Genomic DNA, 15,774 nt, shown 5'->3' with positions numbered 1-15,774 from the left:
TTCTTAACAGATATAAAAACTGATACAAAGCAAGTCGGGCATCCCACTGGCCCAAACAGGAAATTCCAGTTTCCTCGCTTCAATTGACATAAAAGCCACCGAACAATCCACGCTCACATCAACAAGACATCAACGTGATGTTGAATATTACTCGCTCTCCATTACAGGAATTACATCGTGAGACTGATATGGAGATGTGCGGGCAGCTTCTGCATATTCATCTCCAATTCACGAGCGTAGAAGGCAAACTTCTAGAAGGAAATCTCTCTTTAGTGATGAATGAATAATCTGGCCCCAAAAAATCAGCACCCTGTCCCTGTTCCGAAACCGGAGCAGGTGTTGGAAAGGTACTATGACCAACTGCAGAGTTGGGCACTCGGTCTTACACGGGGCGATAAGGACATCGCATTCGATATTGTCCATAATCTTTATCTATACATTCGATTAGCCAAGCCTGATTTGAGCCGGGTCGTCAGCCTGGACAACTATCTCTACAAGTGCCTACGTCACATACATCTTGCCCACTTGTCGGAGTCTTCGCGCAGGGCCGGCCGCCAGATTCCGATCGTGGAGATGGATTCGCTTGAGCTTGCTGCCTGGACTCACTCTGATTCATACGTCCTGGGGCATCAGAATGAACTGCGCCGCATCTGCCAGTACGTTGTATGGCGCAAGCAGCAAAGCAAGAGCGCGAGCTTTTTCATTCTGCGATTCTTCCATGATTATCATCCTCAGCAGACCGCAGAGATTGCGAACCTGCCTCTGTCCGTGGTGAGGCAGAAGCTGAGCCGAATGCGCTCGGAGATTCAAGAACACCTGCAGACTCCAGGCGATCAGCAGGCCGTCAGGATTTCATCCGAAGAGATGCCCTGGGTATCGCGCTCCTGGCTGGAGTTCTATCGCGAGCTGCGCGAAACGATTATCCGTTCGCGAACCGGGTATTGCCTGGAAGAAGAGGCGCTGCTGGCGCCTTATCAGGCTCTCATTCCTAAAGCCATCCCGGGTCCGCAACTCTCGCATATCGTGAGTTGCGAACGTTGCCTGTCTATAATCGATCGCCATTTCCGCCGCCCCACGCATGGCGCTGGTGAATTGCAGGAGACGATCTCCGGTGTAAAGAAGCAGGACGCCGGGAGATCGGGAGGAAACATTCGGTCACTGACGCATCGAGAGCTTGCGCGCATCGTATCGCGCCATTATGACGACGTTTATCAGCACTGTCCGCGAGTTTTGTCCGTTGTTGTCGATGGGAAGATAGTTGCCTCGCACCATGTAGATGCGCGGCGCAGCGTGCAGTCCGTGCGCATTGAACGGCCTGAAAATGTGAGCGGAGTTGAGATCTACACGGAACAAGACGTCCGCCTGATGCTTGTTCTCGTGGAAGATCTGCCTCCGCAAGGGCCGAGCTCAAGAACGGAGCACATCGAGTTAAGTGATGGCCGCTGGCTTGAGATGAAATTCATCTTTGACAGCGCCGGTCTCGATTGTGAAGTTACTTATTTCGACCCGTTGCTTTCAATCGAAACAAGCCTCGGTGTGCAGACAAGCAAGGATAGCGGCGAGGCTGAGTCTTCGCGGCTTCTACCCATGGCGCCGTGGATGGGACCACAGGCGGGGACGCAGATACAGCCGCTTCAAAAAGGACGAAGGACCTCACAGGCCCCGCGTATTCCATTGCTTGATCGGCTTGCGGCATGGTGGTCCCATCTCAATTTCAAAGCCAAGGGGATGCCAATCTTCGATATCGATCCATTCTTTGCAGGCGCTGTGATCTGTGCCGTCGCCTCCGTCGTCTGCCTGGTTTTCTGGACGAATCAACAGCCGCATATCTCTCCTTCTGCCTTGCTCAAGCATGCTGAAGAGTGGGATGCGGCAGGACATGCCGAGCCTGGGGTGATCTACCAGAAAGTGCGGATTACCACGAAGAAGAGCAGCCTGGAGCGATCGGTCGAACGTGCGATTTACAGGGATGCACAGGGCCATCGCCGCCCCAGGCATAAACAGCTTGCCCCGGAAGATGAGCAGTTGCGATACAAACTGGCTGCGGCCGGCGTCGATTGGGATGCTCCGCTATCAGCGCTTACCTATCAGGGATGGCACGATCGGCAGCAGATATCGAGTGATCGTGTCATCCGCACAGGTAAGAATCTTCTGACGCTTACAACTACGTCGGCAGCACCGGACGCTGACGTTCTGCAGGAATCGCTGACCGTGCGCGCGAATGACTTTCATCCGGTAAGCCGCACTGTTGAGTTGCGGGATTACGGCACTGTTGAGATTGCGGAGTTGAACTACGACGTACTTCCGTGGAGCATGGCGAACCCCGATTGGTTCGAGCCGGTGGCTAGCGATACCGTGCGCAGGCCTGTCGTTCATGAGTCGCCGGCTTTTCATGTTGCGCCTCAACTTACCGAGATGCAACTGGATGAGGCTGAGCTGGAGGCACGCGTTGTTCTCAATCGGCTACAGGTCGACATGGGGAGACACATAGACGTCATACGCAGCAGCGATGGTGTTCATGTTATCGGCATTGTCGACAATGCCGAACAGAAGAGGCAGATGCAGGCCCAGTTGATGATCGTTCCGCATGTCATCGCTGCTTTTTCCACGATTCAGGAACTCGATACAAGCCTGACAGCGAATGCAATCAGCAGTGTGCAGGCAAGATCGGTTACCGCCGTTTCTGGCGATTCATCCGTAGAGCGCTATTTTGCCGAGAGGGGGATGCAGCGCAGTCTCGTTCTGCCACTGACGAGACGCCTGGTAGACAACGCCTTCATCGCTAATCACGAGAGCAAGACCGTTGCGGATCTGATGCGGAGATTCGCCGCGAATCAGGCTCTGACCCCGGCTGCCCGCATGGCATTGAGCGAACTCATCATCCACCACAAAGCCACACTGCTTGATGCTCTTGAGGAAGAACAGCAGCGGCTTGTCGATCTAAAACTCATCTCGGATATCTCCGTCTCGTCGGGATCGATTCAGGGTGATCCCACAACACTGGAAGCAGCCGCGCAACGAAACTTTGCGCTTTGCGTGGAACTGACAGCTCTTGATGCGGTGCAGCCCCGGCCCGCTCAGGAAATTGCGCCTCAAATTGCCGAAGCTATTTCGGGGATACGAGCGAATGCCCTTCGTATCTCTGCGGCATCCGTATTGGCGCCGTCCGAACCCAATAAAGCTGAAATCGTCAACCAAAACAAATAGGGAAAGAGAGACAGATGTCTTCCATTTTGCGAAGGATTGTTCTGACGTGTGTCTGCTTGGCAACCAGCCTGGCAGCATTCGGACAGACAGCACGCTTTTCAGGCCAGGTTACTGATCCTCAGAATGCAGCAATTCAGGGCGTGGAGGTTGAAGTTTTCAACCTCGATACTCTGGACAAGGCGAGAACAACGACGGACAATTCCGGCTCTTATATGGTTCCTTACCTGCCGGGTGGGCATTACAGAATCCAGGTGCAAGTGCCCGGCTTTGCCCCGTATACCAGCAGTGCTTTGACGGTGACAGTAGGGCAGGCGTTCATCTACAACGTAAAACTCTCGGTTGATTCCGCGCAGTCGACAGTGAGTGTCAATAGCGGCAGCGAGATCACTCAGGTAGAGACCCAGAACGCCGAAATAAGCGGTACAGTGACGCAGCAGGAAGTTACTGGCCTGCAGTTGAACGGACGAAACTTTACGCAGTTGATTGCGCTTGTACCCGGCGTCAGCAACCAGACACAGCAGGATGAAGCCAAGGTCGGCGTGTTGGGCAGCGTGGCTTACTCGGTCAACGGCGGCCGCACGGAGTACAACAGCTTTCAGGTCGATGGTGCTGAGACGCTGAACGTCGGTATTAACAAGGATCACAGTACGCTGCTTGTATACCCCAGCGTGGATGCCATCCAGGAAATCAAGGTACTGACATCGAATTACGGCGCGCAGTATCCGAGCACAGGCAATGCGACAACACTGGTTACGACGCGGTCCGGCACCAATGGAATTCATGCGAGCCTCTACGAGTTCATTCGCAATGAAAAGTTCAATGGTAAGGGCTACTTTGACGTTACCAACGGACCTCCGTTGTATCGACGAAATGATTTTGGCGGCACAATCGGCGGCCCCATCAAGATCCCGCATATTTATGACGGCAAGAATAAGAGTTTCTTCTTTTTCTCTGAAGAAGCCCGCATAGAGAAGTCGCCAACAGCATACCGGCAGGCGGTGCCATCGCTTGCGGAACGAAGCGGTGACTTCAGCGATGTCTGCCCGTATGAACCGCCAGGCGGCCAGGACGATTTTCCTGGAGCCGGTTATCCGGATTGTCCGCAGGGGATAGGGTTCGTCAACAATAACTTCACTACGCTGGAGCCGCTTTCTCCGACTTCCACCGCCATTCTGCAGACGGGCATTATTCCGAATCCAAATTCCTATACGGGATGCAACGGCGGATCGACACCGACAGGCTCCTGCTATCTGGCGGATGTTTCGTTGCCAACTTACTATCGCGAAGAGTTATTTCGCATTGACCATGCGCTCAGCGATAGAACCCAGGCCTCTTTTCGTTATATTCACGACGAATGGGACACCACCACTCCGATACCGCAGTTTGCTTTCGTCACGAATAGCTTTCCGACTATCCAGAACAGGTTTTATGGACCGGGCCTCAGCCTGGTTGCGCGTGTAACTCATACTTTCAGCCCACGGCTTCTGAATGAGTTCGTGGCAAGCTATACGAATTCGTACATCACGCTTGCCCCCAAGGCAGCACCTTTTGTCTCACTACAGCGGCCGCCACAGCTCGACCAGCCGACCTGCAGCTACGCTCCTGAGGGCGGCAACTGCGGCATCGGGGCGATCTTTCAAAACGGATTTGGCGGAAAGCTCCCGGGCATTATCATCGGCGGCAACAATGCGGAGTATGGCGGCTACGGCTTCAGCGTGGATACCAGTTACATGCCATGGGAGCATAGCAATCCAACGTACAGCTTTGCCGATAACGTAACCCGCCTCATAGGCCACCACAGCCTCGCGTTTGGCGGACAATGGGTGATCTTCCAGCGCAACCAGCTCAACGGTCCCATCGGTGCGGCTACAGGCGACATACAGGGATTGCTGACCTACAGCAATGAGCAGTCCTCCCATACCACGGGCAACGCGTTTGCCGATTTCCTTTTGCAGCCCACCCAAAACGACGGTGCAATCAATGGTGGTTATTCATTCGGCGGTCCAGCCAGTTATCAGCAGGATAGCGCGCAGGGCAGGTATTACCAGCGCTATCAGATAGCCGAACCTTATATTCAGGACGACTGGAAGGTGACGCAACGCCTCACCATCAACGCGGGCCTGCGTGTCAGCCTCTTCGGCGTCTACCACGAAAAAAATAACGACGCTTACAACTGGCTGCCCACGGCCTTCAATCAGGGATTGGCGCGATCGCTGCACGTTGCAAACAACGGGCAGTTGATCGACAACGGCAGCGGGAGTGCGATACCCATCTATGGCAAGAATGGCGCTCCGGACCCACGTGTCATCAATGGCATCGTGCGCTGCGGGGCAGGCAGCGTTCCAAACGGTTGCATGACCGGACACCTGTGGAATCCAGCTCCCCGCGTCGGTTTCGCCTGGGATCCGCTCGGGAATGGCAAGAATTCCATTCGTGCCGGATACGGCATCTTCTTCGAACACGGCACCGCGGACGAGGCCAACACCGGCTCACTCGAAGGCAGCGCGCCGATGGTGCTGAGCATGACGCAGCTCACTCCGCTTGGCATCGGCTGTATCGGCAATGCAGCACCTGGGTGTTCCGCTGCAGGACCGGGAGCTTTCCCGCTCAACGTGACGGAGATTCCTACCAAGGTCCACTGGTCGTATGTGCAGCAATGGAGCTTCAGCATTGAGCACGAACTGCCAAGGGAGACACTCGTCCAATTCGCCTACGTGGGCAGTAAGGGAACGCACCTGACCACGGAACGCGAAGTCAATCAGCTCATTCCGCTGCTGCCGGGCACGTCGCCTTTTGGTGCGCATGATCCGCTTACCAAACAGGAATGCGGCAACACCTTTGCGCAGCCGATCGGCTTCGATGGCTATCACTATCATCTGGCGAACGGCGCGACCATTGGGCCTTCCGACCCCGGCTTCATCAATATGGAAGCCGCCTGCTATGGACAGGGAACCGGCGGTAATGTCGACCCCAACGCTCTTCGTGAATATGCGCCGGGCCTGGGTCAGATCTACTCACTGGAGAACATCGCAGACTCGCACTATAACGCCTTCCAGGCCTCGCTGCGCAAGGTCTCGCGAGATCTGACGCTGGGTGTGGCTTACACATACAGCCACTCGATCGACGATGCCTCCGACCGCTCCGACACAACGTTCGTCAACTCCTTCGATCTGCTGTCGAACCGCTCCAGCTCCAACTTTGATCAGCGGCATTTGCTGCACTTCAACTATATCTACCAACTGCCCATCCTGCAGGCTCTGCATAGTCTTGTGGACTGGGAAGGGAAGAACCCGGACCACAATTGGCAGTCTAGTCGTGAGCCTGCAACATTCGGGGCTTCGCACTTAGCCAAGACCCTTCTGGATGGTTGGCAGCTATCGGGCATTACGCTCTTCGAGTCGGGCATACCCTTCACCGTGGTTAACGGTGGCAGTCCCAATGGCGTGTCGTTCCTGGATAACGCGGGCGTCTACAACGGCGTAGGCTCGGGTTCCTATCCCGATAAGGTGGGGTCCGCGAAGGGGCACATTCCCGCTGGCGGCAATAACTCCAACAGCTTTGGACCGCTGCTGCTTAACCCTGGAGCATTCGTTGCGCCTCGTGGTCTGACCTTCGGAGATGCAGGGCGCAATTCACTCAATAACCCTCATCGCTGGAACTTCGATGCGGCCCTGGAGAAGCACTTCGCTCTGCCCTGGGAACATGGCGATCTTGAGTTCCGCGCGGAAGCGTTTAACGTCTTCAACCATACGCAATTCCGCATCTACGATCCGACCCTCGGCAATCAGCCGCAAAACACCGCGAGCTGCTATGGCCCGTCGAGTTATTCGGCAGGCGATCCCGGTGGGGAAACAGCGCCAAATACCACAGGCCAGCCAGGCTCTACGGGTGCGGATCCCGGCTGCCTGAACGGATCCTCGTTTCTGCATCCTGTCGATGCACATCGTCCACGCACCATCCAGTTCGGCATGAAGCTGAACTTCTAGCCGGGGGGAATTGACTGTGATGAATCAACTCAGCATTTCAGGAAGAGCAGAAAAGATGAAGCGCGTAAGTATCGGATCGTTTCTTGTATCGGCGGTATGCCTGCTGGTCGCCGGCTGCGGAGGAGGCAAGGGAAGCAGCAGCCTTGCACCCCAGCAGCCTGCGGGCTCGCAGGGCAGCCAATCGTATACCTACATCGGCACGGAGGGAGCGGATGCCTCCGACAACACATCGACCTTCGCTTCCAACTTTGCCTTCGGGGGAACGTGGAGCCTGACCTTGGACGATACGACCAAGTATTTTTCCTATGAGAACATCGGCCATTCGGGATACGAAGGAATTAACGGGATAGGCAGTTGGGAGTTTCCTACAGCTGAGCCGACTGTAGGCACCTCCGGCGGCAGCGGCTTTATGAGCCTGAATGCCACCAGCGGAACCAAGACGGGAGCAGTCGGGTATGCGCTGGAAGTTCCCGGCGATGCGGCGCTCCTGCGGCCTGGAAGCGATACTGTCGCTCCAGTAATTGCCGTGGAGACGAGTGGCTGTCCCACCGTGTCCACCCCGACTACCTATCAGTTCATCTCCTTCGGGACACCGCTCCCAACCGACAAGAACACGCACGTCGCCTATGGCAGTGTGCAGGCCAGCAACAGCGGCACGGCGTGGACCTTCAACAACTACAACATGTACACCTTCGCCGGAACGTCCCTGAGCCCCACCGCGCTGCCCATCGGCAATTGCGGGTATACGCAGTTGGGGTATGCCGTGAATATTCAGCCCATGGAATACACCTTCGCCGTCAGCCCGTCCGGATACTTCCTTCTGGATCAGGATCAGGGCGACCCTGCCAACGGCCCGCCCACCGGCAACACTGCATCGTACGGCGCTACCGGGCCGCTTGGTCTGGTAGGCGTGGTGCAACCTTCGAGCGCGATCAACACAGGCAGCCTGGTCGGCGGAAAGTATCTCGGCATTGAGTTCGATCCCGTTGATCTCACTTTGCACAGAGGAGCATCGCAACCTGTGGCCTTTGGGCAGACAACGGGCTCGGGAACGGTGATGACCGGCGGCGCCTTTCCGAACGACGATGTGACTCAAACTCCCCCGTCGAACATCACGATCGACCTGGGCCAGCAGGACTCAAGCAACAATGGCCTCTATAAGAACGTGACCGTCACCGTGCCCGATACCTATGTCGCCTGCGTCTCATTGCCGTTCGGGGGCACCGACGCGAATGGCAATCCCACCTGCACCTTTCATGGAGTGGCTGTCGCAGGCAATCCCAACGGCAAGTTTGTCCTCTTTGTCACCGTCAACGATGTGAGCCTGACCATTAGCCATTACGCGGCGGATGCGGCTCTGGAGTTCTTCCTTTACCAGCAATAGCGCCTCATAACTCAGAAGGCGGACCAAGAAAAGGGCCAGGAAATGAATTTGTCTCACGATTCAAAACACTTCGAGAGGGGCTATATGCGGTATCGCACTATTTCGCACGTTCATAGCATGTTCCGGTTGTTTGTTCTGCTGTTTGTAGTGCTGGCAGCTACAGGCTACGCAGGGGCGCAGACCCTTGCCTTCACGCCTGGCCAATACAAGGTCTATGCAGGTAACCCACTACCGCCGGGCAATAAGGGCCCCAGTCTGTCGCCGGCAACCTTTACCGGCACGGCGGCCAACCTGGTCCTGGGCGGTCCCGGAAATATGGTTTTTGACTCAGCCGGGAATCTTTACATCATGGACACAGGTAACGCCATCGTGCGTGTGGTGGCTGCCAGCAACAATCCCATTCCGGCGCTCCTCCCCGGCACAAAGGTGCAGGCGGGCCATGTGTACACCGTGGCCGGAACCACGAACGGCACAGGCAGCACGATTCCGCCCGGATGCGTGGATGTTCAGGGCAACGGCTGCCCGGCAACTGAAGCGTCCTTTGTTTTTGATTATGGCATCGCCGTCGACAAGAACGGCAACGTCTACATTCCGGACGCTTCCAATAGCCAGATTCGAGTCGTCTACGGTGGAACCGGGAGCCTGCCCGGAATCACAAATCCCAGGCAGGGCTATATGTACGCCCTGACCAACCAGCAGAACGATCATAGTGGCGAGATCTCCGGCGAGAATGGTCCCGCTGTGAGCGCTACCCCGACGGACCCTGTTTCTATAGCTGTGGACAGCAACGGGAACATCTTCTTCAACGATGGCTACTCGACCGACATCCACTTCATCTACAGCGGCGGTAACCTGCCGTCGAACTTCTTCCCCGCGGGCGTCACACCGACGCAAGGGCACTTCTATCAGTTGACCAACGGCTTCGGCATCGGCTGCACCGCCACGACTGGTGTCTGCGATGGCTACCCGATAGGAGAGGCATATTTCTCGAATACTCCGGATTACATCGCCTTTGATGGCTCGGACAATCTATACGTCTTCGACCAGGCTGATGCAGAAGTTCGAGCTGTCTTCGTTGGCGGCAAACTTCCCGGCCTCGACTCGTCTTCCCTGACCGTCGGCTATATCTACGCGATCGCTGGCAATGGGCAATTTGGTCCCGCGACCCTTGGGGGCGCGGCGCTTCAAAGTCCGCTTACGCTCGCCGGCCAAGGTGGTGGTGGTTATGCTGGTTTCACCTTAGACCCCGCCGGCGATTTCTACTTTTCCGCTCAGGGCTCTCAATCTCAAAGCATACAGTCGATCTATAAAGTCGATACATCCGGAATCCTGACTAACGTCTTCGGTGGGACCGCGCAATGCGCAAACACGATTACGACCGGTTCCAGCGCTCCTCCGCTTGACGCACAACTGGAAGGATGTTCCTCTCTCTCCATCACCGACACCAACACCAACGGCCTGGCCGTAGACGCCAATGGGAATCTGTTCATTGCGGATTACAGTAACTCGGGTAGTCACGTGGTCATGGAGTCGAATATGTCGACCTCCACGATTGCGTATACCGATACCGCCGGCCTGCCCATTGTGAACCCGACCCTCACGGTCTCCAATATCGGCACGCAGGCGCTGCAGCTCAGCAACATCGTCTTTACCGGCCCATTCAGTCAGGTGGCTACGGGCGGATCGAACGATTGCTCCGCTTCCACCAACCTGGCCAGTGGCGAAGATTGCATAATTGGTTTGAACTTCACACCCCCAACCCCCGGTCAAATGTCCGGTACGTTGACGATTGCCAGCAACGCAACCAATGCGGTCAGCGGTACCAACACAAACGTGATGACCTTCTCTGCAATAGTGGCGCAGGCCACCAGCTCCACCAAGGTGACGGCAATCCCCGGCGGCTCTGTCCTTTCCAATGCCGGACAGTCCGTAACCCTGACTGCCGTGGTCGCTCCGGAGTATCAGGACACGCTCATTCCTAGCGGAACAGTCACATTCATGGATGGTTCCACCACCCTGGGTACCGCGACTCTGAGCGGTCCTACGGCTACATTTACCGTCAGCGCATTTGCAGCCGGGACGCACTCCATCTCTGCGGTCTATAGCGGCGATACGAACTTCCTCGCCAGTACTGCGTCTCCCTATGCCGTTGTCGTGGCGCCTGCTTCCTCACCTGTTGCTGTGGTTTCGATCACCAGCTCTGCATCGTCGGTCAATGGGGGGCAGTCGGTTATTTTCACCGCTACTGCGTCATCCTTCTCCGGCACCGGCACTCCTACCGGAACAATCAGCTTCCAGTCCGGCGCCAACCTGTTGCCCAACAGCCAGATGGTCTTGAACAACGGCACGGCCAGCTTCACCACCACGCTGCCTGCAGGTTCGAACCAGATCAGCGCCGTGTATAGCGGTGACAGCCACTTCGGCGCAAACGCATCGGCCCCGGTAACGGTGCAGGTGAACTCCTCCGGGCTGATCCAAGTCAATCCCGGCGTCATTTCTCTGGTTACAGGCAGCTATTTCACTAACAGCGGCGCGGCCCCGGCCAGTGGAAGCGCAGCCAATGCGGCCCAATTTTCGCCATCAGGTCTGGCGGTAGACAGCTACGGCAATACCTACACCTTCGGACCCAGCGTTGCTGGCATCTATAACGGCAGTTCGATCTTCGTAACCGCCTCCGGCAACGGACCCATTCCTGGAATCAGCAACCCAAAGAAGGGGCTCATTTACCTGCTGGGCAGCGCAACGGCCTGCGCCAACTCTGGCATCTCGGCTTGTGGGGACGGCGGTCCGGTCAGCCAGGCCTACTTCACAGCTTCGGGAGCCATGGCTATCGATGCCCTCAATAATATCTATGTGAGTGACAACGGAGAAATCCGCAAGATCTCGGTCGCAACCGGCAATGTGACCAACCTGGGCGGCAGCTATGGCCAGTCTGGCGATACGGGAGATAACGGTCCTGCTTCCGCCGCTCAACTTGTCGCGAGCTCTATCTTTGCGGACGCGAATGGCAACGTCTATTTCGCGGATTCTTATGACCGGGTGGTACGACGCATCGACGGCCAGACCGGCATTATCACCACCATCGCCGGACAGACTCCAGCCTTCGCTGGGGATCCCAAGAGCTGCAACACATTGCCCTGCGGTGATGGCGGCCAGGCAACCGCTGCCACGCTGATTGGCCCCGTCGGCATCTTCGTCGATCAGGCCAGCAACGTGTATATCGGCGACTACGGCAATGTTTCCGGAGCTAACCCCGGCGTGGTTCGCAAGATCGATGGCCAGACCGGCATCATCTCCCTCTATGCGGGCATGTACACCAGCCCGAACCTGACCTATTACAACGTGTGTGATCCGCAGGAGCAGATGCCATGCGGCGACGGCGGCCCAGCCACCAGCGCCAGCATCAACAACATCAGCGCCATGACCGGCGACCAAAGCGGTAACATCTATATCGCCGACAACAGCCTCATCGTGGTGCGCCAGATCAACGCCAAAACCGGCATCATCAACACCATTGCCGGCAATCTCGCAGACGCCGGCAACTCCTTTGACCCGTTCTCTAACAAGTGCGCCAACAGCAACCACCCGCTGGCAGGCAGCGCCCCTTGCGGCGATGGCACCGCCGCCACCTCGGCCTTCCTGAATAACCCGACTGCCCTTGCGGTCGATTCTCAGGGCAACTTCTATATCGCCGACGGCGGATTCAGCTCGGGAACCGATACCATTCGCATGGTGAGCGGATCGACCACCACCCTGGATTATGGAAGCGAGTCCCTGGGCAGCCTCACCGGGAACAACATCCTGTTGACCAATCTGGGCAGTCAGCCGGTCGACATCACCGGCCTTACCATCCCCATCAACTTCCCGCAACAGGCCACTGGCACCAGCGATTGCTCTGCCTCAACCACCCTGGCCGCTGGAGCGTTCTGCCAGCTCGATCTGGCGTTCTTCCCGACCGAGACCGGGGCCGTTACCCAGACTGCCACCATCGCCAGTAACTCGACCAACGCCACCAACGGTGTCAACACCATTACCCTCATCGGCACGGGTTCAGCAGCAGGCGGAACCCAAAAGCAAAACATTACCTTTAATGCCCCGGTCGGACCGTTCTACGCGGGCCAGCAGATTCCGCTTACCGCAACCTCGGATGCTCAAGCTCAGCCCGCACTCCAGGTGGAATACCTGGTGACCGCAGGATCGGCTGAAATTCTGAACAACAATACCGCCAGTGCAACGCTCAAGATCATCGGCGCGGGTAGCGTAGCTGTCACTGCCTACCAGTTCGGTAATAGCACATATGCTCCAGCCACGCCGGTGACTGTCACCCTGATGGCAACCACTCCCATCCTCACCTTTACCCCGACGCTGCCCTCCATTACGGTAGGAACATCCCTTCCGTCCTACAACAGCACGTCGAATTACACTGTTGCCGGGTTTGTAGGCAGCGATACCGCATCCGTGATTACCGGTCAGCCCCTCATTTCGGTTCTGGATTCGAGCGGAAATACAATCGCGCCCGGAACGGTTCTCAATGCCGGCAGCTACACGGTCTCCATTGCACTGGGAACCTTGAACTTCCCCAGCTACTACCAACCCCAATACGTTCAGGGAACCCTGAATGTTACAGGCTCTAATAAGCAGACGATCACCTTCAACGCTCTTCCAACGAACATCACCTACGCGGGCGCTACTAACTACACGCTGAACGCGGTTGCCTACGACGCGACTACCGGCAAAGCCGATGGCGAGAGCATCACATATACGGCAACTGGTCCAGCGACTGTGGCTGGAAATGTCCTGACCATTACCGGTGCGGGCACAGTGAACGTCACAGCACTCCAGGCTGGCGACAGCACCTATGCTTCAGTCTCGGCAGCCCAAACTATCCAGGTAGCCAAGGCATCACTCACAATCACGGCTGTCAGCGTGACCTACGCGCAGGGAGTTCCACTGCCCTCGTTTACGTCCGCCTCAAGCTACGCTATTACCGGCTTGCTGCCCGGAGATAATGTCTTCGCGGTGACTGGCCAACCCTTGCTGTCGATCGTTGACACAAACGGGCTCGCCGGAACAGCGGGATCCATTCTGTCGCCTGGCTCAACTCCGCCGGCGGGTAACTACACCCTCAGCATCAGCACCGGTCAGCTTGCGGCAGCCAATTACAACTTCACGTTCGTAAACGGCACTCTAACCGTGAGTAGCGGAACTCCGCAGACGATTAGTTTCGGGCCCATTCCAAGTGTCGTCTATGGCGCTGCACCGATCACGCTGGGCGCCTCATCCAGCGCGACGGCTCTTTCCGTAAGCTATTCCGCGTCTCCCTCGAACCTGGTCTCGCTCTCCGGCAACACCCTCACCATCCTGGGCGCGGGAACCATCACGATCACGGCGAGCCAGGGTGGCAACAACACCTATGCGCCTGCCAAGCCCGTACAGCAGACCCTGGTGGTAGCACCGGCCACGCTCACGGTGACCGCCGCGAATGCCACGCGCTTAACCAATACGCTCAACCCTGCGTTCAATTACACCTTGAGCGGCTTCGTAAACAACGACATTGCGGGATCTTCCGTGAGCGGAACGCCCGCATTGAGCACCACGGCAACTGTCACATCGCCGATTGGACAGTATCCGATCAATTTTGTCATTAGCCCCACAACCGGCCTGACCGGCAACCTGACTTCGACGAACTATGCCTTCAACTTCGTTCCCGGTACGCTGAACGTGACCTCGGGTGGCCCAATACCGGACTACTCGATCACCGCAACACCGCAAGCCGTCACCGTAGTTCAGGGACAGACCGTGCAGGTGCAGATCTCCCTTCTGCCAGTGAACTATTACCAGGGATTGGTAAACCTGAGTTGCGGCAGCCTTCCCGCAAATATGACCTGCACCTTTTCGCCTGCATCTCTCACGGCCACTGGCAACAATGCGCTTGTGAGTTCGACGCTGACGATCAACACCAACCCGTCCTCGCCCATAGTCGGGCAAGTACGTACACCCGGCTCTCCGTCGATCTTTACCGCGGCATTCTTCTGGCTGCCGGGAGGACTGGCTGGACTGCTCCTGTTCATCTCACGTAGGAAGATCAACTGGGATCGCAGGATAACGTATCTTGCAATCTTCATGCTGTTGCTATCGGTCACAGGAGGGTTGACAGCCTGCGGCGGAGGCAGCGCTTCAGGCGGCTCCAACCTGGCTCCGACTGGACCCAGCACCTTCACCGTAACCGCAGCGGACGCGGCCGGTTCTGTTACCCACAACCTGCCGATTTCCATTACAGTGCGTTAACGGATAATTCGGATGCACGCTGAGTAGTTCAACCAATCGGTCTGCGGACGCTTCAAGGAGCGTCCGCAGACTCTCAAATCACCCCTCGTCCCACCCCTCATCTTGATGCATCATCGATGCTGAGCAGCCCGACCCGCAGAATAGCCAGTTCATAAAACGCAATATTTAAAATGTAGATTTCCCGATTTTCGTGCCGTTGGAATAGCTTGTGTAGCGCAGCTACTTCTGATTTCAAGTAGCCGCCGGAGCAGCTAAAGAAAAATCGACCAGCCCCAGGTCGAGTTACAAAATGCCCCTGCCGAGATCGCTATAAAGCCCAATGCTCATCAGCATCATGGGCCAAATCACACGAGATCATCACGGAGACCATTCTGCCTCAGCGCGGATGCGTACTCCGGCGTCGATAGCGGTGTCGGTGGTCCTCTAGCTGGTCCTCGCGGCGCAGTCACATGGCTTTCACATTACATTCGCTTATTGTGCGCGTTGCGGGTGCGCTAACGTGGGTGCATTGGCGACTTAACCTGCCAAACGTCCCCGTTGAGGGCATTTTTGCCTGAGCCTGAGAGGGATCGCATTCCGTCTATATTCATTTGAGAGCCGGGCATGGAGGTGATCGGCAAAGGTCTGGGTGGAGCAAAGCTGCTCATGACGGCATTGCATGCGCGGCGAGATCCCGATGCCAGCGGTGGATGGCGCCGGATCACTTTACTCACGAAAAAATCCCATACTGTGAGGCACGCCTTTCGCCATCATTGAGAGAATCGAAGCCGGAAATCTGACCGGCATGAAGATGGACCGCTGGCTGAGGCAGAGGACAAACAAAATCCTGTAAGCAGCGTTGAGCTTCTATATAGTGTTGAGCTTCGGGCTCAGTTGCAAGACATCAATAGGGCAACACGGTTATAAGGC

General features: G+C 56.6%; 4 protein-coding genes. All 4 read left to right on the top strand.

The features are described 5' to 3' along the window. Window positions 1–339 precede the first annotated feature (339 nt). The 4 genes from OHL19_RS13020 to OHL19_RS13005 are packed head-to-tail and all read left to right on the top strand — an operon-like array spanning window position 340 to window position 14,865. Window positions 340–3,207 (top strand): RNA polymerase sigma factor, encoded by a 2,868-nt coding sequence (locus OHL19_RS13020; protein WP_263358130.1) that lies wholly within the window; start codon window positions 340–342, stop codon window positions 3,205–3,207. A gap of 14 nt (window positions 3,208–3,221) precedes the next feature. Next, entirely contained in the window at window positions 3,222–7,193 is a 3,972-nt protein-coding gene (locus OHL19_RS13015) for a TonB-dependent receptor (RefSeq protein WP_263358129.1), read from the top strand. A 55-nt stretch (window positions 7,194–7,248) separates the two neighbouring features. Beyond that, on the top strand, window positions 7,249–8,577 hold the full coding sequence (locus OHL19_RS13010) for a hypothetical protein (protein WP_263358128.1): 1,329 nt from the start codon (window positions 7,249–7,251) through the stop codon (window positions 8,575–8,577). 48 nt (window positions 8,578–8,625) lie between these two features. Continuing rightward, window positions 8,626–14,865, top strand: coding sequence for an NHL domain-containing protein (locus OHL19_RS13005; protein ID WP_263358127.1), 6,240 nt, complete (start codon window positions 8,626–8,628; stop codon window positions 14,863–14,865). The last annotated feature ends 909 nt before the right edge of the window (window positions 14,866–15,774 follow it).

The organism is Acidicapsa ligni, assembly GCF_025685655.1.
Lineage (GTDB): Bacteria > Acidobacteriota > Terriglobia > Terriglobales > Acidobacteriaceae > Acidicapsa > Acidicapsa ligni.
This window is presented reverse-complemented; position numbering and strand designations above follow the sequence as displayed.